The 23,644-nt window shown below is 66.2% G+C and carries 21 protein-coding genes; 8 read left to right on the forward strand and 13 right to left on the reverse strand.

Features of this window, described 5'->3' with window-relative positions; translation table 11 throughout:
- Positions 1 to 2 precede the first annotated feature (2 nt).
- The 8 genes from Q0L57_RS30740 to Q0L57_RS30775 form a co-directional block, all read right to left on the reverse strand.
- Complete coding sequence (locus Q0L57_RS30740) at positions 3 to 713, reverse strand: ABC transporter ATP-binding protein (RefSeq protein WP_296746899.1); 711 nt, start codon at positions 711 to 713, stop codon at positions 3 to 5.
- Positions 706 to 1,443, reverse strand: coding sequence for an ABC transporter ATP-binding protein (locus Q0L57_RS30745; RefSeq protein ID WP_296746847.1), 738 nt, complete (start codon positions 1,441 to 1,443; stop codon positions 706 to 708). The genes Q0L57_RS30740 and Q0L57_RS30745 overlap by 8 nt, the downstream gene beginning before the upstream one ends.
- A gap of 76 nt (positions 1,444 to 1,519) precedes the next feature.
- Positions 1,520 to 2,728: an amino acid ABC transporter substrate-binding protein gene (locus Q0L57_RS30750; protein ID WP_296746848.1), complete on the reverse strand. Its 1,209-nt coding sequence runs from the start codon at positions 2,726 to 2,728 to the stop codon at positions 1,520 to 1,522.
- Positions 2,729 to 2,798: 70 nt separating this feature from the next.
- On the reverse strand, positions 2,799 to 3,191 hold the full coding sequence (locus Q0L57_RS30755; RefSeq protein ID WP_296746849.1) for a nuclear transport factor 2 family protein: 393 nt from the start codon (positions 3,189 to 3,191) through the stop codon (positions 2,799 to 2,801).
- 17 nt (positions 3,192 to 3,208) lie between these two features.
- Positions 3,209 to 4,003 (reverse strand): MoaF C-terminal domain-containing protein, encoded by a 795-nt coding sequence (locus Q0L57_RS30760; RefSeq protein ID WP_296746850.1) that lies wholly within the window; start codon positions 4,001 to 4,003, stop codon positions 3,209 to 3,211.
- A gap of 32 nt (positions 4,004 to 4,035) precedes the next feature.
- Positions 4,036 to 4,824, reverse strand: coding sequence for an SDR family NAD(P)-dependent oxidoreductase (locus Q0L57_RS30765; RefSeq protein WP_296746851.1), 789 nt, complete (start codon positions 4,822 to 4,824; stop codon positions 4,036 to 4,038).
- Between the two features lie 191 nt (positions 4,825 to 5,015).
- Positions 5,016 to 5,603 (reverse strand): YceI family protein, encoded by a 588-nt coding sequence (locus tag Q0L57_RS30770; protein WP_296746852.1) that lies wholly within the window; start codon positions 5,601 to 5,603, stop codon positions 5,016 to 5,018.
- 40 nt (positions 5,604 to 5,643) lie between these two features.
- Positions 5,644 to 6,540, reverse strand: a complete 897-nt coding sequence (locus Q0L57_RS30775; RefSeq protein ID WP_296746853.1) for a hypothetical protein — start codon at positions 6,538 to 6,540, stop codon at positions 5,644 to 5,646.
- A gap of 205 nt (positions 6,541 to 6,745) precedes the next feature.
- Here Q0L57_RS30775 and Q0L57_RS30780 point away from each other — a divergent pair, with 205 nt between their 5' ends.
- Both Q0L57_RS30780 and Q0L57_RS30785 read left to right on the forward strand, forming a co-directional pair.
- Positions 6,746 to 8,248 carry an aldehyde dehydrogenase family protein gene (locus Q0L57_RS30780; RefSeq protein WP_296746854.1) on the forward strand — a complete coding sequence of 501 codons (1,503 nt, stop codon included), beginning with the start codon at positions 6,746 to 6,748 and terminating at the stop codon, positions 8,246 to 8,248.
- Positions 8,249 to 8,252: 4 nt separating this feature from the next.
- Positions 8,253 to 9,842, forward strand: coding sequence for a GMC family oxidoreductase N-terminal domain-containing protein (locus Q0L57_RS30785; protein ID WP_296746855.1), 1,590 nt, complete (start codon positions 8,253 to 8,255; stop codon positions 9,840 to 9,842).
- 127 nt (positions 9,843 to 9,969) lie between these two features.
- On the opposite strand, the gene Q0L57_RS30790 is transcribed toward Q0L57_RS30785, so the two are convergent.
- The 5 genes from Q0L57_RS30790 to Q0L57_RS30810 are packed head-to-tail and all read right to left on the reverse strand — an operon-like array spanning position 9,970 to position 16,743.
- Positions 9,970 to 11,592, reverse strand: coding sequence for an ABC transporter substrate-binding protein (locus tag Q0L57_RS30790; protein WP_296746856.1), 1,623 nt, complete (start codon positions 11,590 to 11,592; stop codon positions 9,970 to 9,972).
- 39 nt (positions 11,593 to 11,631) lie between these two features.
- Positions 11,632 to 13,335 carry an ABC transporter ATP-binding protein gene (locus tag Q0L57_RS30795; RefSeq protein WP_296746857.1) on the reverse strand — a complete coding sequence of 568 codons (1,704 nt, stop codon included), beginning with the start codon at positions 13,333 to 13,335 and terminating at the stop codon, positions 11,632 to 11,634.
- Positions 13,332 to 14,204 (reverse strand): ABC transporter permease, encoded by an 873-nt coding sequence (locus tag Q0L57_RS30800; RefSeq protein WP_296746858.1) that lies wholly within the window; start codon positions 14,202 to 14,204, stop codon positions 13,332 to 13,334. The genes Q0L57_RS30795 and Q0L57_RS30800 overlap by 4 nt, the downstream gene beginning before the upstream one ends.
- Positions 14,201 to 15,157: an ABC transporter permease gene (locus Q0L57_RS30805; RefSeq protein ID WP_296746859.1), complete on the reverse strand. Its 957-nt coding sequence runs from the start codon at positions 15,155 to 15,157 to the stop codon at positions 14,201 to 14,203. The genes Q0L57_RS30800 and Q0L57_RS30805 overlap by 4 nt, the downstream gene beginning before the upstream one ends.
- A complete protein-coding gene (locus Q0L57_RS30810) occupies positions 15,154 to 16,743 on the reverse strand; it encodes an ABC transporter substrate-binding protein (protein WP_296746860.1) in 1,590 nt (529 codons plus the stop codon). The genes Q0L57_RS30805 and Q0L57_RS30810 overlap by 4 nt, the downstream gene beginning before the upstream one ends.
- 313 nt (positions 16,744 to 17,056) lie before the next feature.
- Between Q0L57_RS30810 and Q0L57_RS30815 the strand changes: the two genes are divergently transcribed.
- Genes Q0L57_RS30815 through Q0L57_RS30840 form a run of 6 tightly spaced genes read left to right on the forward strand, consistent with a single transcriptional unit; the run spans position 17,057 to position 23,619 of the window.
- Positions 17,057 to 17,749 (forward strand): hypothetical protein, encoded by a 693-nt coding sequence (locus Q0L57_RS30815; RefSeq protein ID WP_296746861.1) that lies wholly within the window; start codon positions 17,057 to 17,059, stop codon positions 17,747 to 17,749.
- Between the two features lie 7 nt (positions 17,750 to 17,756).
- Entirely contained in the window at positions 17,757 to 19,091 is a 1,335-nt protein-coding gene (locus Q0L57_RS30820; RefSeq protein ID WP_296746862.1) for an amidohydrolase family protein, read from the forward strand.
- The gene (locus Q0L57_RS30825; protein WP_296746863.1) at positions 19,088 to 20,491 is read left to right on the forward strand and encodes an amidohydrolase family protein; all 1,404 of its coding nucleotides are present in this window, start codon (positions 19,088 to 19,090) and stop codon (positions 20,489 to 20,491) included. Before Q0L57_RS30820 ends, Q0L57_RS30825 begins: the two co-directional genes overlap by 4 nt.
- Positions 20,488 to 21,576 carry an aminopeptidase gene (locus Q0L57_RS30830; RefSeq protein WP_296746864.1) on the forward strand — a complete coding sequence of 363 codons (1,089 nt, stop codon included), beginning with the start codon at positions 20,488 to 20,490 and terminating at the stop codon, positions 21,574 to 21,576. Before Q0L57_RS30825 ends, Q0L57_RS30830 begins: the two co-directional genes overlap by 4 nt.
- Positions 21,573 to 22,337, forward strand: coding sequence for a (S)-ureidoglycine aminohydrolase (gene allE, locus Q0L57_RS30835; RefSeq protein ID WP_296746865.1), 765 nt, complete (start codon positions 21,573 to 21,575; stop codon positions 22,335 to 22,337). The genes Q0L57_RS30830 and allE overlap by 4 nt, the downstream gene beginning before the upstream one ends.
- Positions 22,327 to 23,619 (forward strand): amidohydrolase family protein, encoded by a 1,293-nt coding sequence (locus Q0L57_RS30840; RefSeq protein ID WP_296746866.1) that lies wholly within the window; start codon positions 22,327 to 22,329, stop codon positions 23,617 to 23,619. The genes allE and Q0L57_RS30840 overlap by 11 nt, the downstream gene beginning before the upstream one ends.
- The last annotated feature ends 25 nt before the right edge of the window (positions 23,620 to 23,644 follow it).

Raw genomic sequence — 23,644 nt, forward strand, 5'->3', positions numbered from 1 at the left:
TTCTACTCCAAGACGCCCATATAGGCTTTCTGGATTTCGGGATCGGCGATGAGATCGGCGCCCGTGCCTTGCATGGCAAGCGAGCCCGTCTGCAGCACGAAGGCGTAGTCGGCGACCTTCAGCGCCTGGTGGATGTTCTGCTCGACCAGAAGGATGGTGACGCCCTGGCCGTGCAGAGTCTGGATCAGCGAAAACATCTGCTGCACGACGAGCGGACTGAGCCCCAGCGAAGGTTCATCGAGGATCAGCAGCGACGGCTCCGACATGGTGGCTCTAGCGATGGCCAGCATCTGCTGCTCGCCGCCGGAGAGCGAGCCGGCCTTCTGATGCGCTCGTTCCTTGAGCCGCGGAAACAGCGTGTAGGCCTTGTCCAGCAGCTCCTTCGTGCGCGGCCGTGCCTTGGGCTGGAAGGCGCCGAGCTCGAGATTCTCCAGCACCGTCATCTGGCGGAACAGGCCGCGCCCCTCGGGCACATGGGCGATGCCCATGCGGGCGATCTCCTGTGGCGCCTTGCCGACTAGCGACTGGCCGAGCAGGCGAATGTCACCGCGCTTCGGCTTGAGCAGCCCGGACACGGTTCTGAGCAGCGTCGTCTTGCCGGCGCCGTTGGCGCCGACGAGCGCGACGATGGTGCCGGAATCGACATGGAGCGAGACGCCCCACAGCGCACCGACGTCGCCGTAAGCGACTTCGAGATCGCTTACTTCAAGCAGCCGGTTCGCCAAGATAGGCCTCGATGACTTTGCGGTTTTGCGTGACCTCGCGCGGCGTGCCGTCCGCGATCTTCTCGCCATGGTCGAGCACGATCACGCGGCTGCACACTTTCATGATGGCGTCGACCTTGTGCTCGACCCACAGCATCGAGATGCCGCGTTCGGCGCGCACCCGGCGGATGACGTCGACCATGCGCTGGATCTCAGTCGGGTTGAGACCGGCCATGGGTTCGTCGAGCAGGAGCAGCGCCGGATTGGAGGCGATAGCCCGCGCGATCTCCAGCATGCGGCGGTCGGAGAGCGTCATGTGCGCGGTGCGCATGTCGCGCCTTGCCGTGAGGCCGACCAGTTCCAGAGCGGCGTTGGCCGCCTCGGCCGCGTGCTTGACGCGGCCCCCTGCCCCATAGACGGCGCCAACCATGACGTTCTCGAAGGCGGTCATCGTCAGGAAGGTACGCACGAGTTGGAACGTTCTGGCGACGCCGAGCCGCGAGATGCGATGCGGCGCTATGCCGGTGATGTCCTGGCCATGGAACAACACCTTTCCTTCGGTCGGGGCATAGATGGCGGTGATGACATTGAACAGCGTCGATTTGCCGGCCCCGTTCGGACCTATCAGGCCGATCAACTCGTTGGCCCCAACCGCGATGTCGATGTTGTTGAGGACGACAAGGCCGCCAAAGCGCTTCTTGACTGCTTCGAGCCGCAACAAGGTCTTGTCAGCCAGCATGCTGCTTTCATCTCTCCGGATAGGATATCGGGGCGGTCGCACCGCGGCGCCCGCCCCGCCCGCCGCTGCTATTCGTTTAGCGCTTGTCCCAGGCAGGAGCCGGCTTGAAGGTCCAGTTGCCGTTCGGGTAGATCAACTGGTGCTTGCCCTGCCACCATTGCGTGGCAACGCTCGGGATCAGCGCGAAACCGGTGTTGTCGAACTTCAGGTCGCCGACCACTGTGTCCTTGAATTCCTGGCCAAAGATCGCGTCATGGATTGCCGATGCATCGGTGCTGCCGGCCTTCTCGATGGCCTGCGCCAGCACCTGCGCGTTGGCGTAGAAGGCGCCGACGGTGACGGAGTCTTTCTTGAACTCGGCCTCGTAGCGGTCGCCCAGTTCCTTGGCGCCCTTGTAGGGGTAGCTCGCCGACCAGAAGCCGTCGGTGAGGATGTAGTCGGAGTCCGCGCCGAGCGCTTCGTGGAACTCGCCGGTCCAGGTGCCTTTCCAGCCGTGCAGGTACGGCACGGAGAAGCCGAGCTCCTTCATCTGCCTGAGCAACGTGACGGTGTCGGCCGGCGAGCCGAAGACCAGCATCGCGTCCACGTCGGCCGCCTTGAGCTTCGTGATCAGCGCTGAATAGTCCGTGGCGCCGATCGCCCACGGATCGTCGACGGCGAAGGTATAGCCGTATTTCTTAGCCGCCGCCTCGAAGGCGCCGCCAAAGCCCTTGCCGTCAGGCGAGTCTTCGGAGACCAGCGCCGGATGCTTCGGCTTCTCGTTGGCCGGCAGCTTGTCCCAGATCTCGAACGGCACCTCCGCGCCGGGACCCGGATGGAAGAAGAACAGCGCCGAGTATTTCAACTTGAGAGGCTGCCACTCGAACGGAAAGGCCGTCGTGATCATGTAGAACTTCTTGTATTTCTCGGCGACGATGGCGCCGGCAATGTTCATCGGCCCGGAATGGGTCGACAGCAGCGCATCGACCTTCTGCACCTTGATCAGGTTCTCCAGCGCGGACGCCACCTTGCCTTCGGAGCTTTCGTCGTCGGCGACCACCAGCCTGACCGGCAGCTTCTTGCCGGCCGACTTCACCATGATGCCGCCGGCCTTGTTGATGTCGGCCACGGCCTGCTCGTAGGCCCATTTCTGCTCCTTGCCGTCGCCAGCCAGCGGTCCGGTCAGCGAGATCGGCGCGCCGATCACGATCTCGTCGCCCGCGGCATGGGCAACAAGCGTGCCGCCAAGCCCAAGCGCCGACGACACCAACAGCCCGGCCAGCATTCCCTTCAGACTGATTTCCATTTCCATCCTCCCAGTTTTTCTTCGGGCCGATCCTCCCGAGGCGAGGCCCGCAGGCATTCTCGCCGGCGGGTTAGCCCATGGCGGCCGCGACCAGCTTGGTGTCGGTGAACTGTTCGAAACTCACGGCCTTGCCGTCATGCATTTCCCAGACATGGACGACGCGCGCCGTCATCGCCTTGCCGGTCTTCCTGTGGGTGCCGGAATAGGTGCCGATGCCGACAATGGTGGAGCCGCCATCGACCAGCTTTTCGAGCGCGAAGGTGTAGCCGTCCCAATCTTCACCGATGCGCTTGAAGACACCGGCAATGACGGCGTCGGGACCGATATAGGTGCCGGCATAGGGAAATCCGGCCATCTCGGTCCATGCGGTGGAGCCCGTGATCGGCGCCATCATCGCCGTCATATCCTTTGCGTCGGAGCCGGCGTAGTGCGCCTTGATGGCGTCGTAGTTCCTGTTGCTCATGATGCGGCTCCGCGCGCTCAGACCGGCGCCTTGCCGGGGTCGTAGGCAGTTCTGGATTTCTTCTCGATGAAGGCGCCGGCCGGCTTGTTCTCGACCTTGCCCTGGCTGGTCACGCCAAGGAATTTCCCGGTCGAGCGCATCGTGTCCCAGTTGTAGAAGAACAGCGAGGCGACCGGGATGATGAACTCGCGGAAGCCGAAGACATAAAGGTTCTCGGCGAACTTCCAGGTGGTGGCGAGATCGACGTCGCCATGGCCGCGCTGGATGCCGACGAGGTTCTGCCAGGCGTAGCGCTCGGAGCTCAGATAGATGTGCTCGTAAACGTGGTTGGGGCTGTAGGTGTAGTGCGCGGTAAGGCCGATCAGGTCGCGCGTCGGCGCCGGCTCGCTACCTGTCGGCGCGATCGACGGGTCGCCCAGCACGCCAGCGGAGTAGACCTGCGCGACGCGCGGCTCGCCGGGCGCCTCGCTGGCTTCACGCACCCGCTCGCGCACCGACAGCACGCGCCGCGTCCCGGTGTCGACGATGAAAGCTTCATCCTCGGCAGGCCTGGTGGCGAAGATCATGTTGATGAAGAAAACGCCGCGCGCGACTTCGAGCGCTTCGTACCAATCGGCGCCGGCATCGCTGCCTTCGCTCCAGGCCACGGTATCAGGCCCGGTGAAGGCGAGATCGATGATACGGCCGGTCTTCAGCGTGATCTTGAAGGTCTGGCCGCGTAGCGCGTCGGTCGTCGGCAGCCGGTTGGTGGCGATGCCGGCGGCGAAGTCGTCGAAGTGTTTCCAGTCGGCGGGTCGGTTCTGGTCGTTCATCGCCATCTCCAGTCAGTCGGCAAAAGCCCAAATCAATCCACAAAAGCGAGTGTCGGCAGGTCGACGACCGTGGCGCCGCCATCGACGGTCAGGATCGAGCCGTTCATCATCGCCGCCTCGTCCGATGCAACGAAGCAGATGACGTTGGAAACCTCCTCCGGCGTCGCCGGCCGGCCGAGCGGTACATCCTTGGTGACGAGCTTGTAGGCGTCGTCGATGGAGGTAAGCCCGTGCTTGTCGACGATCACCTGCATCTGCTCGTCGGCCATGGCTGTCGCCACCCATCCCGGGCAGATCGTGTTGGTGCGAACTCCTTGTCGGCCATAGTCGCGCGCCAGCGATTTGCCGAAGCCGATGCAGGCATGTTTCATGGTGACGTATCCCGCCGCGGCAGGCCCGGCGAACAGGCCGGCGATCGAGGCGACGACGACGATGTTGCCCTTCCGCGCGATGAGGTCCGGCAGGCATTCGCGAGCGCAGACGAATGCGGTGTCGAGGTTGGTGCGCGTCGCCAGCGCCCAGGTCTCGTCGCTCATCGTCACCGTCGGTCCGACGCCATGGCCGCCGGCATTGGCGACGAGGATATCGACCGGGCCGATCTTCTGATGCACCTCGGCAAGCGCCGCGCGCACCGCCTTGGCGTCGGCTGCGTCGCCCTGCACCACCAGCCCGCCTATGTCCCTGGTGACGGCCTCGAGCGGCTCGCGCCGCCTGCCCATAAGCACCACCTTGGCGCCGTCGGCGGCCATGCGCCGGGCGACGGCAGCTCCTATGCCCGTGCCGCCGCCGGTGATGAAAGCCGTCTTGCCGGAAAATCTCATCGTTTGCTGTCCTCGGAGGCGCGATATCGCTTATCGTCGGCGCAGAGTGTGCGATGGCTGGCGCCGGTCGTCTTGTCCGAGCGGGAACTTTGTTTTGACTGAGCGCGCACTTCGTTGCAGCTCGTCTGCGAGGTGCCGCGCGACCTTTCAGCCGCGCGGCACCCCCGCATGCCCGTCGATCCGCGACGGCCCTATTTCTTCACCGCCTCGAGATCGATGGTGATGTCGACCTCAGGTCCGAGGCCGAAGCCCTGCGCCGCCTTGGCCATCGGAAAGTCTGCCGTGCTCACCTTGCCGCTGGCGCTGAACGCCGCTTTGGTCAGCGTCGCGTCCCATGGTGCCTGTGCTTCATTGAGCAGCTTGACGTCCAGCGTGACCTCCTTGCTGACGCCGCTGATGGTTAGGTTGCCGGTGACCTTGCCTGACTTGTCGTCGATCTTCTCCACCTTGGTGCTCTCGAAGCTGATCGTCGGGAACTCGGCCGCGTTGAAGAAGTCCGGCCCCTTCAGGTCGCTGTCGCGTTGATCGAAGGCGGTGTGGATCGAACCGACACCGAGTTCGGCCTTGACGCTGCTCTTGGTGACGTCCGCCTTGTCCATGACGATCGAGCCTTTGACGCCGTCGAACTGGCCATGGGCGACGCCATAGATGCCATGCTTGATGGTGAAGGTGACCCAGGCGTGCTGGCCGTCGATTTCGTAGTTATCCGCGTGGGCCGCCGCGGCCAGCATGGATGCCCCAGCGAAAGCGAGCGCGGCAATCAGTTTTCTCGTCCTCACATGTTTCTCCCTGTTGTTGATTGCTTGTGTCGGACCCGGCTCAGGAAAAGCCGAGCGCGGCCCCATGCGGCGCCCAGACGATCGCCGTCACGATGGCCAGCATCGCCGGAATGGCGATCAGGATGCCGGCGATCAGCGGCCGCAGTGGCCCAATGCCGGGAAGCAGGCTTTGCAACCGACCGCGCATGAGCATGGCCATGATCGGCGGCAAGGACGATAGGATGAGCGCCACGGGATTGGCCTTGGGCGCCAGCAGCGCCACCTGCATCAGGATCGTGGCCGTGGCATAGAGCATCAGGAATTCAACGCCCCTGCTCCAAGAAGCGGCGGCACCACCGCGCAATGCCGCCAGGTACTGGACGAGGCACCAGCCGCCGGTCAGCGCGGCAATCGAGCCGAGCAGTTGTCCGGTGACGATTGAAGCGCCAAGCACCGAAACGATAGCGCCGGTGAGCGACAGGGCGAGCACGCCAGCGGGAACCAGGAATGGCTCCTCGGCGGATGATGACGGGGAGGATCGCCGTGCGGTCAGCATCGCGGCGCCCGTCAGCGTCAACACTGCGACGGCAAGCGCGGCGATCATCTGCAGGTCGAGCGAGCCGGCGGCAAGGCGTCGCCAGCCCAGCCAGAGGAATGCCGCAGCCAGAGCTACAATAGCGACGACACCTTTTGACTGGCGCAGGATCCGTTCAGGCAAAAGGCCGACGACGACGCCGGCGAAGGCAAGGTAGATCAGCTTCTGGCTGGCGGCGACCGGCGGCATGACAGGCGGGCCGAGCGTGTCCCCGTAGAAGAACAGAAGCAGTGCAGCCCACAACAGTGTCAGCACAAGCGATCCGGCCGGCGGGACGAAACGCGCGAGCAGGGCGAGCACGATGCCGAGCAAGAGCGGCAGCGCCGCGGTGGTGACCATCGGATTGCCGAGAAGTGAGCTCAACCGCCGTCGCCCTCCAGGACCAACCGAGAGCCGGCCGGTGTGGCCTATCTCGTCATTCAATCTTGATTGGCCTCGAGCGAGCCGTCTTGTCCGAGCGGGAACTTTGTTTTGACTGAAAGCGCACTCACGACGGCTTCGGCTTGAAGGCGCCCGGCGTGCTCCATAACCCTCTCGAAAAATGTCGTCAGCATTCGAGGAGGATGGCGTGAACGAGAGAACCGTGCCGCCGATCAGCGCGGCTGCAGCCGCCTTCCTGTCGCGCCCGCACCGGCCTTTCATCAACGGACGATTTGTCGACAGCCTCGCCGGCGACGGTCTCGCGGTGGACGATTCCGCCTCTGGCGAGATCGTCGCGCATGTACCGGAGAGCGGCCCCGAGCTGGTCGATCAGGCAGTGCGCGCGGCGCGCGCGGCGCTCGGAGGACCGTGGGCCTCGATGCGGCCGGTCGACCGCCAGAATCTGATGCTGAAGCTCGCCGATCTGGTCGAGGCCGACGCCGAGCTCTTAGCCGAAATCGAGAGCATCGAGAACGGCAAGTCGCTGGGCGTCGCCCGGATGCTCAGCGCCGGCGGGACGGTGGACTGGCTGCGCTATTATGCCGGCTGGGCGACCAAGATCGAGGGCTCGACCTTCCAGGTCTCGATACCCGTGCCGCCCGGCGCCAGGCATCATGCCATGACGGTGATGGAGCCGGTCGGCGTCGTCGGCGCCATCGTGCCGTGGAACTTCCCGCTGCTGATCGGCATGTGGAAGATCGCGCCAGCGCTGGCCTGCGGCTGCACGGTCGTATTGAAGCCGCCGCAGGAGACACCACTCGGATTGCTCAGGCTCGCCGAACTGATCGATGCGGCCGGCTTTCCGCCCGGCGTCGTCAACATCGTCACCGGCAGCGGCAGCGTCACCGGCGAGGCCCTGATCCGCCATCCAGGCATCGACAAGCTGACCTTTACCGGTTCCACCGAGGTTGGAAAACGCGTCGGCCATGCAGCTGTGGATCGCGTCGCGCGTTTCACGCTTGAGCTCGGCTCCAAGTCGCCGATGATCCTCCTGGCTGACATGGAGGATGGCATCGAGCCGCTTTTGGCGGGCCTGGGCATGTTCTTCAACCAGGGCCAGGTCTGCACTTCGGCCGCAAGGCTTCTGATCGAGAGGTCGATCTATGACCGGACGCTGGCAAGGCTCGCGGAGATCGCCGACGGCATGACGATGGGCGCCGGCCGCGATGCCGAAGCCCAGATCAATCCATTGGTCTCCGCCAAGCACTGTGACAGCGTGCGGGGTTTTGTCGAACGCAGCCTAGCGGCGGGCGTCGAGCGGGTGAGTGGCGCGCGCGCCGTGCCCGCCAGGGGCCACTATGTGGCGCCGACCATCCTGCACCATGTGAGACCGGACATGGAGATCGTGCGCGAGGAGGTGTTCGGTCCCGTCGTGGCGGCGATGCCGGTCGCCGATCTCGACGAGGCGATCCGCATCGCGAACGACACGCGATACGGCCTCTCGGCCTCGATCTGGACCCGCGACATGGGCAAGGCGATGACGGCGATCCATGGCCTCAAGGCCGGCACGGTGTGGGTGAACTCGCACAACACGCTCGACCCGGCGGCGCCCTTCGGCGGCTTCAAGCAGTCGGGCATCGGCCGCGAGCACGGCCGCGCGGCGATCGAGGGTTATCTCGAGACCAAGACCGCCATCATTCGCTACGCCTGACCAGATGACAGAGATCTACGACTACATCGTCGCCGGAGCAGGATCGGCCGGCTGCACGGTGGCAAGCCGGCTGGTTGCCGCCGGCAAGCGCGTGCTCGTCGTCGAGGCGGGACCGGCCGACAACATGCGCTTCATCGACATGCCCGCGACCTTCGCCAAGGTGATCGGCACGGCGCGCAGCTGGATCTACCAGTCCGACCCCGAGCCGAGCGTCGGCGGCCGCTCGCTGCCGATCCCGCAAGGCCGCACCTTGGGCGGCGGCTCGTCGATCAACGCCATGCTCTACATCCGGGGCCAGCCGGAAGACTATGACGGTTGGCGCGATCTCGGCTGCCCCGGCTGGGGCTGGGACGACGTTCTGCCGGTTTACCGACGTCTGGAGCGCAACGAGCGCCTGGCTGGCGAACGGCATGGCACCGAAGGTCCGCTGCCTGTCTCCGATCCGCGCTACAGGCATCCATTGTCGCTGGCCTATGTGCGGGCCGCCCAGCAGGCGGGCTATCGCTTCAACGACGACTTCAACGGCGAGCGGCAGGAAGGCGTCGGCTTCTACCAGACCACGACGGCGAACGGTGAGCGGCAGTCGGCGGCAAAGGTCTTCCTGCGACCACTTGCCGGCAACGCCAACCTCAAGATCGTCACCGATGCGCTGGTGACAGCGGTGACGCTGGAGAACGGCGCCGCGGCCGGACTGTCCTACAGGACGTCGGATGGACAGAGCCACGCCGCTTCGGCGAAGGCGGAGGTGATCCTCGCGGCCGGCGCGCTCGCGACGCCGAAGCTGATGATGCTGTCCGGCCTCGGCCCCGCCGCGCACCTTGCCGAGATGGGCATTCCCGTCATCCGCGACATGCCGGCGGTCGGCCAGGACCTGCAGGACCATGTCGCGGCGCCCCTTTACGCATCGACGCGCGGGCCGGTCTCGCTGCTCGGCGAGGATCGCGGGCTGAAGGCGCTGCGGCACGGCATCGAATATCTCATGTTCCGACGCGGGCTGCTTGCCTCCAACGTGGTCGAGAGCGGTGGCTTCTTCGACACGGATGGCGATGGCCGGCCCGACATCCAGTTCCATGTGCTGCCGGTGATGATCGAAAATGCCGAGCACGGCTCGGTCGAGCGTCACGGCATGGAATTGAATCCTTGCGTGCTGCGGCCGAAATCGCGCGGCTCGGTGCGGCTCCGCTCCGGCGATGCAGGCGATCCGATCCGTTTCACCACCGGCTTCCTGTCCCACCCTGACGACCTCGAGCTCCTGCTCGGCGGAATGAAGGTGGCCCGCACCATCCTGCGCCAGCCGGCACTGCGCGAAGTGATCGCCGAGGAACTGGCGCCCGGCAGTGCCGATGATCTGAGCGACGAGGCAATCGTCGACCACATCGTCCGCCATGCGAAGACCGTCTATCACCCCTGCGGCACCTGCCGGATGGGTATGGACGACGAGGCGGTGGTCGATCCGCAATTGCGCGTGCGCGGCGTGCCGCGCCTGCGCATCGCGGATGCCTCGATCATGCCGCGCCTCACCAGCGGCAACACCAACGCGCCGGCCATCATGATCGGCGACCGCTGCGCCGATTTCATCCTGGGTGAAAGATAGCCGGCCGCTCAAGGCGGTTGGTCACAGCAGCCACGGGCTTTCCGCTCAACTTTTCAGCGCTGGTGGGCGCCGGCAACCAGGCGGCCGGTGACAGGCCGCCCGCCTCCGGGGCGATGGCCAGCTTGGATTACTCGCCGCCGATCATTGCCGCCCAGGGATAGATGAGTTGCACCGCCACCGTCGGGGCGCCGGTCAGGCCCTTGCGAAGGAACACCGCATTGTAGGGGGTATAGATCGGCAGCCAGGTCGGATCGGCGACCTCAATCTGCTGTGCCTTTATGAGCGCGGCGGCGCGCTGGGACGGATCGTTCGTCGCGCGCGACATGTCGAGCGCGGCGTCGAAGTCCCGGTTCGACCATGGGGCGAGATTGAAGAAATTGCGGCTGTCCAGGTACTGGTAGATCTGGGTCGGATCGGGGAAGTCGGTTTGCCAGAGCGAGAAGATCAGGTCGATCCCCTTGCGGGCTTTCGCATCGCTATAGAGCGCGTTGTAGCCGTCGGCCGGCAGCGATTTCAGCTTGGCCTGCAATCCAATCGCCTGCGCGGCGCGCTGCAGCTCGGCGCCGATGATCGGCATCTCCGCCTGCGAGTTCGTCACCGCGATGTTGATCGGCTCGCTCGGGGCACCGGCTTCCTTTACGAGGCGTTTCGCCTCATCGACGCCGCCTACGGCTTTGTCGATCGCCGCGTACGCCTGCTGGAAATCGTTGCGGGCGAAACCCCAGGTGCCCGGCGATGCGGGCGTCGCGAGCGGATCGGCCGCCCCGCCGACAGCCGCGGAGATGATGCCCAGCTTGTCGATGCTCATCGTAAGCGCCTTGCGGATGCGCGGGTCGGCGAGAGGTCCGGTAAGGCTGGTCACCATCGCGACATAGCTGCCCGAGGTGCGTCCGAAGGCAAGCGTGCCCACGCCGCTCGACCGCAGCCGGGTGAAGCCCGATGCCGGCACGCCCCATGTCCCGTCGACCTGGCCCGAGAGCAGCGCGTTCACCCGGGCTGCCGGGTCGCGCACGAACGAGAACTCGACGTCTTTCACCAGCGAGGGCAGCGAATGATCCCAATAGCCATCGAAGCGCTCGAGCGAGATGCCCTCGCCGGCGCGCCACGAGGCGAGGCGATAGGGGCCGGTACAGTCGATGTTGGAGCCCGGGCCGCCGAAATGGGTGCCTTGCGCCTCGGTCGACGCCTGGTTCACGATGCGGCCGGCGCCGGTCGCGAGCGCTTGCGGCAAGGTCTGGTCGGGTTTCGAGAGCGTGATCGTGACCTGGTCAGGCGCGGTCGCGACGATGTCGGCGACGTTCGTATAGACCGCCTTGTGGAATGATCCGAGCTTGTCGCTGCGGGCGCGATTGAGGCTGTAGACCACGTCGGCGGCGGTGAGCGGAGCGCCGCTGTGGAAGGTGATTCCCGGCCGCAAGGTGTAGACAAGCGTGAGCGGGTTTGGCTGTGCGACCGATTTGGCGAGCGCGGGCTCGATGGTGAAATCGGGGGTGATCCGCATGAGGCTCTCGCAGACATTGGCGAGAACCTCCATCGGCGGGAAATCGTTCGGATAGATAGGATCGAGCGACGAGGGTTCGGCATAGAGCGCCCAGTTGAGGCGGTCGACCTTGGCGGTCGGCGCCGGCAGCGACGCGGTGAGTTCGGGCTTGCTGTTCGTGGCCAGCGACGGCGCCGTCGCCGTGCAGATGGCAATCAGGGTTGCCGCGGCGACCTGGGCTAGACGCGATGGGCGGTGGGGCATCGACATTGATCTCTCCTTGCAATGATGGCGACGCGGGCCGGTTCTTCAGGCGACCTCGCGGAGGAAGCTTCGACGATCTCTGGAGACCTGGTCGGGATTCCAACCAGGCTGGGGCACGCTGCTGAGCAGCAGCCGCGTGTAAGGATGCTGCGGATCTCGCAGAACCCGCTCCGTCTTTCCCGCCTCGACCACGGCGCCGCGGAACATGACGATAAGTTCGTCGGTGATCGAGCGGACGACCTCGAGGTCGTGGCTGACGAAGATCAGGGCGACCCCGGTCTCGGCGCGGATACGGGCGAGTAATTGCAGAATCTGCGCCTGCACCGAAACGTCGAGGGCGCTTGTCGCCTCGTCGAGCAAAAGCAGCCGGGGCGAGGCAGCCAACGCGCGTGCGATGGCGACCCGCTGTCGTTGGCCCCCCGACAACTCGCGAGGCAAGGCGCCGCGGGCGCGCTCCGGCAGGTCGACCTGGTCGAGCAGGTCCCTTCGTCTGGCGATACGGGCGGCGCCGCGCAGGCTGGTGTGCAGCGTGACGATCTCGTCGATCGCCTCTTCGGGCGTCTGCCGCGGGTCTAGGCTCTGATATGGATCCTGGAAGACCATCTGCATGATGCCTGCGCGTGCGTGCCTGGCCCGCCGCGAGGCATTCGCAGTGAGGGGCTCGCCGGCGATGACAATGCGGCCCGACTCCGCCGTCTCGATTCCGGTGATGAGCCGCGAGAGCGTGGTCTTGCCCGAACCCGACTCGCCGACAACACCGAGGGCGCCGCCCTCGGCGAGTTCGAAAGCCACATCGCGCACGGCCTGAACTCGCCCGTAGCTCTTGGACAGCGAGTCGACGGCGAGGATGCTGGTGGACACCCCGCGAGCCGGTGCTCGCGCCTCCGCGGCGCCTTCGCCCAACGGCGCTTCGGTATCGAGCCGGGACGGCATGGCCGCGAGAAGTTTGCGGGTATAGGGATGCTGCGGGTTCTCGAACACATCCAGCGCCGGTCCCCGCTCGACGACCGTACCCGCCTGCATCACGTGGATACGGTCACAGCTCGCGGAGGCGAGATCGAGGTCATGGGTGACGAAAACGATAGCGAGGCCGCGAGCTTCGCGCAGGCGGCGCAGCAATCCCATGATCTCGGCCTGCGTGGTGACGTCGAGGGCGGTGGTCGACTCGTCCGCGAGCAGCAGTCGCGGCTCGGTCGAAAGCGCGGAGGCGATCATGACACGCTGCAGCATGCCGCCCGACAGCTCGTGCGGGTAGCGGTCGACGAGTGTCGCGGGGTCCGGCAAGCCGACCTCGTCGAGCAGGTCCAGCACCTTCTTGCGGGCGCGGATGCGGTCCCAGCCTCGAGTGTGGCGCAGGCCGTCGGCGACGAAAGCGCCGATGCGCTGATAAGGGTTCACATGCGCGCGAGGGTCCTGGAAGATCATGGCGGCGAGTTCGCGCCGCACCTCGAGGACCGTGCCCTGGTCCGCCCCGACAATCTGGCGATCGCCGACCTGGATCGAGCCGGTGACCCGCGAGCCACGAGGCTGCAGGCCGACGACGGCGCGCAGGGTCATCGACTTGCCCGAGCCCGATTCACCGACGAGGCCGACAATTTCACCGGCCGCGCACGAGATCGAGACGCCGCACAGGATCTGGTCGACGCGATCGCGTGTCGCGATGTCGAGGCAAAGGTCGTCTATGCGCAGCACTTCGCCCTGGGCATCCACCACCCTCGCCGGCGTCCGCGAGCCCATCGAGCCGATCATGCCTTCGTCCTCCTCACGCGCTCCGCGATGCTTTCGCCAAGCAGGCTGAAGCTGACGACGGTGATGACGATGACCACGCCTGGGGCGAGCGCGGGTGCCGGTGAGCCCTGGATCAGGGCGGACTGGCCGGCGGCAACCATCGCTCCCCAGTCGGCTTCGGGTGGCTGCACGCCGAAACCGAGGAACGACAGTCCGGCGAGATCGATCATGGCATAGCCGAAGCAGAGCGAGGTTTGCGCCAACACGAGTGGCGCGATGTTCGGCACCAGATGCAGGGCGGTGATGCGCCAGGCCGACATGCCCTGCAGCTCAAGAGCTTTCACATACGTCATCTGCCGTTCGCCGAGCGCGACGCTGCGGGTGGTGCGAGCCATGTACGGCACATAGGCGATGGCGAGCGCGAGCACCGTCGAGCCGAGGCCTGGGCCGAAGACAGCGACGATGAGGATCGCGAGAAGCACGCCGGGGAATGCGAAGAGTATCTCGATGATGCGCGAGAGTATGCTGTCGACCCAGCCGCCTCGCCAGGCGGAGAGCACCCCGATCACGACGCCGATAATTGTTGAGCCGGCCACGACGCCGAGGGGCCCGAGCAGCGAGATGCGCGCCCCCCAGATGACGCGCGAGAGCACGTCGCGCCCCGCCTCGTCAGTGCCGAGAAGATGCGCAAACGACAATGGCTGCAGCGCGTCGACGAGCGAGACCTGGTCGGGATCGTAAGGCGCGATGACAGGCGCCAGGATCGCAACGAGCACCGACAGGCCGAGGGCGATCATTGCCGCGACCGTAAGGACGTTGCCCTGGTAACGGATGACGGATCTTGAACGGCGCCTCAGCAAGCGGATCGCCCCCCGGGTTTCAATGGTCATCGGGCACCGCCGTTCGACCGTGCACGCGGCTCAAGCAGCGGATAGAGCAGGTCGACAACGATGTTCGACAACACGAAGACCGCCACGATGATGAGGATCACGGCCTGCACCACCGGAAAATCCTTGACGTTCACCGCCTGAACCAGCAACGAGCCGATGCCGTTCAGGCCGAACACCGTCTCGACGATCGTCGTGGTCACCAGCAGGCCGGAGATGACGAGCCCGGCCAGCGTGACGACCGGCACGATGCCGCCACGGAACGCCTGCGCCCAAATCACCCGGCTCGACGAGAAGCCACGCACTCGGGCTGTCTCGACATATTCCTTGCCGAGGGCGCCGATCAACGAGGTGCGTGTGGTGCGCAGCACAAGCGCGGTTGAAGAGAGCGCGAGCGCTACGGCCGGCAGCGTGAGGTGCCATAGCCGATCACCGAAGCCGGTGCCGGCCCCGAAGGCGGGGAACCAACCGAGGGTGACCGCAAAGAACGAGGTGAGCGCCATGGCCACAACGAATGACGGCGTCGCCATTGCAACCGTGCTCAGAATGATCGCGGCGCTGTCGACAGCCCCCCGCTTCACGGCGGCGAGAACGCCGATCAGCACGCCGACGACGAGGATGAGCAACGCGGCATAGGCGACGAGCAGCGCCGTGGTCGGCACCCGGCTTGCTATGAGCTCGGAGACCGGCTGGCGGAACTGGATCGAGAGTCCGAAGTCGCCATGCAACACGCCGCCCAGCCAGAGCGCGTACTGAACGAGGAAGGGCTGGTCGAGATGGTACTGGTCGCGGATCGCCTTCAGCGTCTCGGCGGTAACCGAGTTGCCGCGCACCAGGAACGATTCCGGAGAGCCGGGCGCCAGGTACATAGCTCCGAACACGATGAAGGAAGTGGCCAGGAGCACCAGCACGACCGACCCGAGCCGTCGGGCCAACGGCATCAGCCAGAGTGTCATTTTGCGGCTCCGATCCGCGCCGCCCACGGCGAGTGCAACTGCACATAGGACGCAGGCGCGCCTGTGGCTCGAGCGTTCAGGAACACGGTGTTGTAGGACGCATAGAGCGGGATCCACAGCGTCTGGCCGACAACGATCTTCTGCGCCTTGATGATCGACTGCGCGCGCTCGGTAGGCTCGGACTGGGCGTCGGCCTGCTCGACGAGTGCATCATATTCCGGGTTCGAGAAGCCGAAGAAATTGTACAGGTCCCCGGTCTTGAAATAGCGGTACATCTGCAACGGATCGGCGAAGTCGGTCCCCCATCCGGTAAGGTAGAGGTCGATGCCCTTGCGGGCCGCGGCGTCGGTGTAGACCGCGTAGTACTGATCGGCCGGTATCAACTTGAGCTCGACCTTGAGGCCGATCTTTGCAGCGGCCGACTGGATCTCCGCGCCAATCACCGACGACTGGGCCTCGGCGTTGGTGGTCGCCAGCACGATCGGCTTGGCGGGCGCCTTGGTGGTGGCTAGCAGTTTTTTCGCCCCTTCAATGTCGAGGGTCGCACTCTCGATGTCGTCCCAGGCTGCCTGGAAGGCCTTGCGCTCATAGCCCCAGCTGCCGGGCACGGCCGGCGCGCGCTGCTCCTGACCCGCCCCCTTGATGGCGACGTCGATGATCGCCTGCCGGTCGATCGCCATCGACAGCGCCTTGCGAACGACGGGATCGGCCAACGGCCCGGTGGGGTCCATGACGATGGCGTTGTAGCCCTGTGTGCTCTGACCGTAATATACCGCGCCGACGCCGCTGGAAGAGAGCCGCTCGATCGAGGCCGGGGCGACTTCCCAGGTGCCGTCGAGCGAACCCGAGAGCAAGCCGTTCACGACCGCGGCGGGGTCGCGCACGATGTCGAACTCGACCGTCTTGGTCTTCGCACGCAGCTTGGTGTCGAAATAGTTGTCGTCACGCGCGAGGGTGATCGACTGCCCCGACTGCCAGCTGGCAAACTTGTAGGGTCCGACGCAGTTCACCCCACCCTGCGGGGTGCCGTATTGCTGGCCGAGGCGCTGCACCGTGGCGGCCTGCTCGACGATGCCGGCCGGGCTCGACATATAGGCGTTGAAGAGCTCGTCGGGAGCCGACAGGCGCACCGTGACCTCAAGCGGGCCGGTCGCCTCTATCGACTTCACCTTGGTGAAGGCGCCCGACCAGAAAGAGCCCGCCTTGGGATCGAGGTTGCGCTTCAGGCTGAACACCACGTCGGCGGCTGTCAGCGGCGAGCCATCATGGAAGGCCACACCTTCGTGGAGGTGATAGATCCAGGTGGTGGCGTCTGGATGCTCGAACGACTTGGCGAGCGCGGGTTCAAGCGTGAGGTCCGGCGCAAGCCGCAGCAGGCCTTCGCAGACATTGGCCAGGATCGACCCGGTCGAGGTGTCCGCGTCGCGGATCCAGTCGAGCGAAGCTGGCTCGCTAGAGACGGCCCAGGCGATGCGGTCCAGTTCGCTGCTTGGCTCGGGGGTGAGCTCGACGAGCTTAATGTCATGGCCGCCGGCCTGCCCCGGCTGCACGTGGCCGATGCAGGCGACCAGCGCGACGGCAGCCACCGCTCCTCCTCTGAACATGGCCCTGCATGCGACCGTGGATGCGCGCTTCATGACTGCTCCTCACCTCATCCGAGAATCGGTGCCCGGGACCACCGCCGGTCTCTTTGAAAGGGTGCTCGCCAATCGCGAACCCATGCGCCAGCTGTCCACGAATTAAAGGCGCGACGCTCAATCGTTGTCAAGCTAGTGTAACGTTCTTTTTGATAAAAATAACGTTCCTCTTTGATAACAGATGCATTACAGTGACGTCCGTTGCGAGGCGCCCGGACCAGATTCCGGACGCCTCGGCCGGCACATTGCAGAGGAGCATGACGTGAGCGAACCGTGGATTTTGATCACCGGCAACGGCGCCTTCGGAGACACCGCCGAGCGGGTCGACTTGCGCTATGCGGTGAACCCGAGTTCGCTGCTCGCCACCGAGCTCGACGGTGAAGTGATCGCCGGCCACCGAGTGGTTGGCCGCACGCTCGACTGGCGGCATCGTCCGGTCGAGGCGCTTGCCCCGATCCTCGATGCCTCGATGGACGCGCCGCCGGCGATTGTGCTGTCGACCGGGGTATTCTCGGGCCGCACCACGGTCACCGTGGAACGAACCGCCGTCAATGTGCGGGACTTCCAGTTCGCCGGTGACGATGGCCAACGTCCGGCGGGCGAGCCCGTCGAGGAAGCCGGTCCGACCGCCTATCTCGCGACGGTGCCTATCAAGGCGATGACGCATGCGATGCGCAGCCGGGGCATCCCAGCGCTCATCTCGAACTCGGCCTCCACGCATGGCTGCAACTCGGTCATGTACACCGCGCTGCACCTCATTGCCGAACGAAACCTGCCGACGCGCGCCGGCTTCATCCACCTGCCCGACACGCCCCAGCACGTCGCGTGGGTCGGCAGTAACGGTCCCAGCATGGACCTGCGGCTGCAGGCCGAGGCATTGCGTGTCGCCGTCGAGGCCGCCATCTCGCATGCCGGAGGCGACCTCGACGTACCGGCCAACGAATGGGAATGGTGAACCGCACATGACATCGCTGATCATTACCGATGCCTCGATCCACGGCCGCCCCGGCCGTCACGACGTGGTTATTGAGCAAGGGCTGGTTGCCTGCATTGAACCGACCGGCACGACACCCCGGACTGAAGGCACGGCCCGGCCCGATGCGGCACCCGCCACAGTCATCGAGGCACGCGGCGGCCTCCTCGCTCGCGCCTTCGTCGAACCGCACCTGCATCCCGACAAATCCTTCAGCCTGTCGGAACTGCCGGCGGCCGAAGCCTCCGGCCTCAACCATTTCGCCCGAGCCTCGCGCATCAAGGCTGCGTTCACGCCGGAACAGGTGGCACGGCGCGCCCGCAGGGCCTTCGAACTCGCCGTCTCGAACGGCGTTACGAGACTCCGTGCCAACATCGACATCGACTCGATCGCGGGACTGCGCGGCTTCGAGGGCGTGCTGCAGGCGCGCGAAGAGGTCGCGAGCATCCTCGACGTCGATCTCGTTGCCTTTCCGCAGGAGGGACTCGGCCGCGACCCGGGCGCCTATGACCTGCTGCGCGAGGCGCTGCGCTCCGGCGCCAACCTCATTGGCGGCTGGCCGAACGTCGAGGAGGGCGAGGACGCGCAGCGCGCGCATGTCGCGACCGTGTTCGACCTTGCCGAGGAATTCGACGTCGACATCGACATTCACGCCGACTGTTGGATCGAGGAGCGCGAGCGCATGCTCGAAGTGATCGCCGAAGAGACGATGACCCGTGGCCTGCACGGCCGGGTCATGGCGAGCCATTGCTGCGGCATCGAGTGCTACCACGACAACGCACGCTATGTCGCCGACAAGGTGGCCGAGGCGGACGTGCGCGTCGCCGTCATTCCGCTCAACCTCGTCGACGGCATCCTGCGAGGGCTCTCGCGTCCGCACATGCTGCGGCAGGCGGGAGCCCAGGTCATCGTCGGAAGCGACAACCTCAATGACGGCTGGTACGCGCTAGGCACCCTCAATCCGCTCGACCGGATCTACATGGCGGTCGTCGGAGGCGGCTTCGCTGACGACGAGGTCGATGCAGTCTGGCACATGGTCGCGGGCGGCGCGGCGCACGCGCTCGACAACCGCTCTCGGGCGGATACCGCCGTCGAGTCAGCCAGTGACGTGCATATCGGCATGGTCGCCGATCTCGTGCTGCTCGGCGCGCATGACCGGCTTGAGGCACTGCGCCGGCCCGGCGGGCCGGTCACCACGATCAAGGGTGGGCGCGTGGTGGCCCGGCGCACCGTCGAGGAGCGGATCATGGACGTCGATGCGTTCGGCGCCGCCTTGGGCGGCGGTGCGGCCGCTCGGCCGGCACGCGGAGTCATCCCGCGATGACCGCCCCCGACCTCGCGGTACGCGGCGAACGGATACTCATTGACGGTGAACTCGTGCAAGCCACGATCCTCGTGCATGCCGGCCGCATCAGCGCGATCGAGGCGAATTGCGATCCGACGACGTCGGCGGGCGCCGCTCGGATGATCGACGCCGGTCGCGACGTCGTCTCCCCGGGTTTCGTCGACCTTCATGTGCACTTCGACAACCCCGCCATCAACCTCGCCGACGACTTCCACGTCGGCACGGCGAACTCCGCGCTCGGCGGCTGCACCTTCGTCATCGAGCACCCGTTCTCGACGCCGCCGACGACGACCGCCGAACGCTACGCCGCAAAGCGCGAGCGCGCCGCCACAGGGGCGGTTGTCGACTTCGGCCTCTGGGGCGCGCTTACGGAACCCAGCCTCCGTGAGCTTGACGGGCAGCGCGCGCTTGGCGCCGCCGGCTTCAAGGCATTCCTGCCCGATAACAACATGGACTTTCCCCCAGCAACCGATGACGAGCTACGGGAAGGGCTCGCCAATACCGCCCGCGAAGGCGGGTTCGTGCTCGTGCATGCCGAAGACCGTGACCGGCTGCGAGCCGCGATCGGCCACGAGCGCGCGGCGGGCCGGATCGACTGCGCGGCCGTCCTCGCGGCACGGGCGCCCGAGATCGAGATCGAGGCGGTCCGCCGGGTGCTCGAACTCGCCGAGGAGACCGGGGGCGCGGTGCATCTCGTACACCTCTCCGTGCCGGAGTCCGTTGATCTCGTCACCGCCTCGCGCGAGCGAGGCGTGAAAGCAAGTTGCGAGGCAACGACGCATCACCTGCTGCTCGACAGCGACGACTTCCTGCGACTCGGCTGGAGTGCCCTATGCGCCCCGCCTCTGCGCCCGCGCTCCGACGTCGAGGCGCTCTGGCGACGGTTGCGCGACGGCGTGATCGATGCGGTTGTCTCGGACCACTGCCCCTATTCGCTCTCCGACAAGGCGCCTGCCGCCACCAACGCGCTTGACGGCCCCTTCGGCATCCAGAGCGCGCGTGAGTTCGCGTTGCTGTTCCTCGACGAGGCGTTGCGGCGTGGCTGGACGCTTCCCGAGGCGCTCGCCCTGGTAACGAGCCGCCCCGCCGACCTCTGCGCCGCCGCGCCGCGCAAGGGCCGCATCGCCGTTGGAGCCGATGCCGACTTCGCCGTGCTGCGGACCGGTGCCGAGCATCCTGTCAACGCCGAAGAGCAATTCGGGCCGGACCGCTGGTCGCCATATGACGGTCGGCCGAGCACCCTGCAGCTGATCTCGACGATTATGCGCGGCAAACCCGTCGTGCTCGACGGCCGGCTCGTCGGCTCTGCCGGTTCGGGACAGTTTATTCCGTTGTCGGCTGGAGCACCCGCGGCGGTGACAGATGGAGGCATCCGGTGAACCCCGGACAATCAGATACAGGCGAAGCGTCCGCTCGCGCGCCTGCGGCCAACGCCGCCGACTTAGCCCGTGGCGCCGACGAACTCCTGCGCACCTGCCTTGCGGTCACCCATGACGACCGGGTTCTTGTGCTCACCGACCTTGCGACGCGGGACCTCGCACAGCACATCGTGGATGCGGCATCCGCGTTCGCACCTACCGCCGTCCGCCTCGTCGGCGACCTCGACGCCGACTACCCCGCTGCCTTCGCTGCCATCGAACGCGCCCTCGACGAAATGAGACCGACTGTCACCGTCTTTGCAGCGCGCGACGCCACCGACCGCCTGGCCTGGGATCCACGCTTCTGGGAGAGGCTCGACGAGCTTGGGGCCAGGCATGCGCAGATGCCCGCGCTCGATGCGACGAGTCTGGGCGTGGGCATGGCAACCGACTATCGCGAGGTGGCCGCGTTCAGCCAAAAGGTGCGAGGACTGCTCATCGGGGCCCGCGAAATCACGGTGCGCAGTACGCTCGGCACCGACATTCGCTTCGAGCTTGATCCCAAGCGACCGTGGATAGCTCTCACCGGGCTGTACCGCGCCGCCGGCCAAGGAGGCCGGCTGCCGCAGGGCGAAGTGTTCTGTACGCCGCTTTCCGCCGACGGCGTCATCGCCGCGTCCGTGATCGGTTACCCTTTCAACGCCGCCACCGGCCTGCTGGCCGAACCTGTGCGTTTCGAAATACAGGCGGGACGGCTTGTGCGACTTGACCATTCCGATGCCGCGCTGGCGGCGCGGCTGCGCCAATGGTTCGACCGCGACGAGCATGCCGGCCGCATAGGGGAGTTCGCTGTCGGCACCAACCGGGAGTCCACCGCGCTCACCGGCAACCTGCTGTTCGACGAGAACGTGCCCGGCTGCCACATCGCGCTCGGACACCCCTTCGGCGATTACACCGGCGCCGACTGGAGCTCCGGCGTGCATGTCGACCTCGTCGTTGACCGGCCGACGATCACCGTGGATGGCCATCCGCTCATCGTCGGCGGCCATTACCTCGATCCGCTTCCCACCATCTCCTCCCCCACACTCGAACGGAGCCCCGCGTGACGACGCCGTACCGAAACGACCATCTGAGCGCGAGCCGAGGCCGCGTCGGCAATCGCTACTACCTGATGACGCCGGACACGATGGTCGAGAACACCCTGCCGGGCCTGCCCGAATACGCAGCCGTCGTGCTAGCCGCCCCCCAAGGCAGCCCGGCCCGCTTCGGCCAGTACCTGCTCAAGCTCGCGGCTGGCGCGGCGAGTGCGCTGCCGCTGGGCGCGAGCTTCGAGAACTTCCTTATCGTACTCGAGGGCGAGGTCATGGTCGCGTCCCCTGAGGAAGGCGCGGAGTGGGCGCTGGGCGACGGCGGCTATCTTTTCCTCCCCGAGGGCCGCAGTTTCTCACTGGCGGCAAGGACCGCTGCTCGCCTGCTTTGGGTCAAGAAGCGCTACCTGGCCGTTGACGGTGTCGAGGCGCCGCCGGTCGTCACTGGCCGGCTCTCCGAGGTCGCCGGCGCCGACGACGAGAGCATCGACGGAAGCTGGGGTCGGTTGCTGCCCGGCGACCAGCGCTTCGACCTTGCGATGAACATCATGCGCTTCCGGGGAGGCGCCCGGTTCCGGATGGTCGAGATCCACCATCAGGAGCATGGCCTCTATCTGCTTGAAGGCGGTGGCGTCTACCACCTCGACGGAGACCACCTCGACGTGCAGCAGGACGACTTCATCTACATGGCGCCATACTGCACCCAGGCCTTCACGGCGACAGGGTCGGGTCCGTCAGCCTATCTGCTTTATAAGGATGTGAATCGTGATGGCTTCTGAGCAGAACGGCGCGATCGCGCAGACACACGCATTGGGCCCGGCCGAGTTGGTCGTCGACGGCTGCCGGCTCGACGGTGGCTCCAACGACCCAGTGGACATCGTGGTGCGAGATGGCTTGATCGCCGCGATCGGCCCAGGTTCCGCCGAGGGGGTCACCGCCGCCATGCGCATCGATGCGCGAGGCGGACTTGCCACGGTGCCGTTCGCCGAGCCGCACAGCCACCCCGACAAGGTGTACAGCCGTGAGCGCATCGCCGAACTCGGGCTGCCGACCAGCGGTCCGCGCGAGGTGTTCATGCAGCGGCAGCGGGTCCTCAAGGCGGCGTTCACGTTGGAAGACGTCACCGACCGCGCCTCCCGCTTCTTGCGGGCCTGCGCAATCGAGGGGGTCGGCGTGGTGGCCGGGCAGGCCGACATCGACTCTGTCACGGGACTCGTCTCGGTCGAGGGCGTGCTCGCGGCCCGCGAAGCATGCGCTGACATCATCGACATGGTCGTCACCGCTTTTCCGCAGGAGGGGCTGGTTGGCGACGCTCGCGCCTACGACCTCGTTGCCGCGGCGCTCGGCATGGGAGCCGACCGCGTCGGCGGCTGGCCCAACAACGAGGTCGACGACACGGCGCGGCTCACCCATTTGCGCCAGGTCTTCGAGCTCGCAGAGCGGCTCGGCGTGCCGATCGACATCAACATCGATTACTTCACCGACCCCACCGAGCGGCTGCTCGAGCCGCTCGCCGAACTGACGACCGCCTATGGCATGCAGGGCCTCGTCAACGCCAATCACGTCGGCGCGCTCGAGACGTACTCCGACGCCGATGCCGCTCGCGTGATCGACAAGGTCGCCGCGGCCGGCATCTCGATCACGGTCTGCCCGTCGAACCTGCAAGGCACATACCCCTTCCGTGGCGTCTCCCGACCGAACGAACTCCTCGACTCCGGCGTCAACGTGACGATCGGCACCGGCAACCACGAGGACAATTGGGAGTCACTCGGTACCCTCGACCCGCTCGAGCGGGCGCGGTTCGGCTGGCATGCGCTGCCGCTCGCCGGACGGGAGGGCGAAGGCATCGACGACGCCTGGCACATGATCACGAGCTCCGCACGGGCCGCGATCGGCGTCAAACCCGCCACGCTTGCGGTCGGGTCGGACGCCTCGTTCGTCGTGCTCTCGGCGCCGGACCGCCTGCACGCGCTGCGCAACGAGGCTGGCTCGCGCTTCACCGTGCGACGTGGCGCAGTCGTGGCATCGCGACGCGTCGCAACCGAACTCGTGTATAGTTGAGGGAGTCGCACTGCCTGCCGACGAT

Source organism: Mesorhizobium sp. (assembly GCF_024509055.1).
In the GTDB taxonomy this organism is placed as follows: domain Bacteria; phylum Pseudomonadota; class Alphaproteobacteria; order Rhizobiales; family Rhizobiaceae; genus Mesorhizobium.

Bases quoted from the DNA above. Each gene is read 5' to 3' on its own strand.
- Q0L57_RS30745 (WP_296746847.1), bottom strand. From the start codon at position 1,443: ATGCTGGCTGACAAGACCTTGTTGCGGCTCGAAGCAGTCAAGAAGCGC.
- Q0L57_RS30750 (WP_296746848.1), bottom strand. From the start codon at position 2,728: ATGGAAATCAGTCTGAAGGGAATGCTGGCCGGGCTGTTGGTGTCGTCG.
- Q0L57_RS30755 (WP_296746849.1), bottom strand. From the start codon at position 3,191: ATGAGCAACAGGAACTACGACGCCATCAAGGCGCACTACGCCGGCTCC.
- Q0L57_RS30760 (WP_296746850.1), bottom strand. From the start codon at position 4,003: ATGAACGACCAGAACCGACCCGCCGACTGGAAACACTTCGACGACTTC.
- Q0L57_RS30765 (WP_296746851.1), bottom strand. From the start codon at position 4,824: ATGAGATTTTCCGGCAAGACGGCTTTCATCACCGGCGGCGGCACGGGC.
- Q0L57_RS30785 (WP_296746855.1), top strand. From the start codon at position 8,253: ATGACAGAGATCTACGACTACATCGTCGCCGGAGCAGGATCGGCCGGC.
- Q0L57_RS30790 (WP_296746856.1), bottom strand. From the start codon at position 11,592: ATGTCGATGCCCCACCGCCCATCGCGTCTAGCCCAGGTCGCCGCGGCA.
- Q0L57_RS30795 (WP_296746857.1), bottom strand. From the start codon at position 13,335: ATGATCGGCTCGATGGGCTCGCGGACGCCGGCGAGGGTGGTGGATGCC.
- Q0L57_RS30800 (WP_296746858.1), bottom strand. From the start codon at position 14,204: ATGACCATTGAAACCCGGGGGGCGATCCGCTTGCTGAGGCGCCGTTCA.
- Q0L57_RS30805 (WP_296746859.1), bottom strand. From the start codon at position 15,157: ATGACACTCTGGCTGATGCCGTTGGCCCGACGGCTCGGGTCGGTCGTG.
- Q0L57_RS30820 (WP_296746862.1), top strand. From the start codon at position 17,757: ATGACATCGCTGATCATTACCGATGCCTCGATCCACGGCCGCCCCGGC.
- Q0L57_RS30825 (WP_296746863.1), top strand. From the start codon at position 19,088: ATGACCGCCCCCGACCTCGCGGTACGCGGCGAACGGATACTCATTGAC.
- Q0L57_RS30840 (WP_296746866.1), top strand. From the start codon at position 22,327: ATGGCTTCTGAGCAGAACGGCGCGATCGCGCAGACACACGCATTGGGC.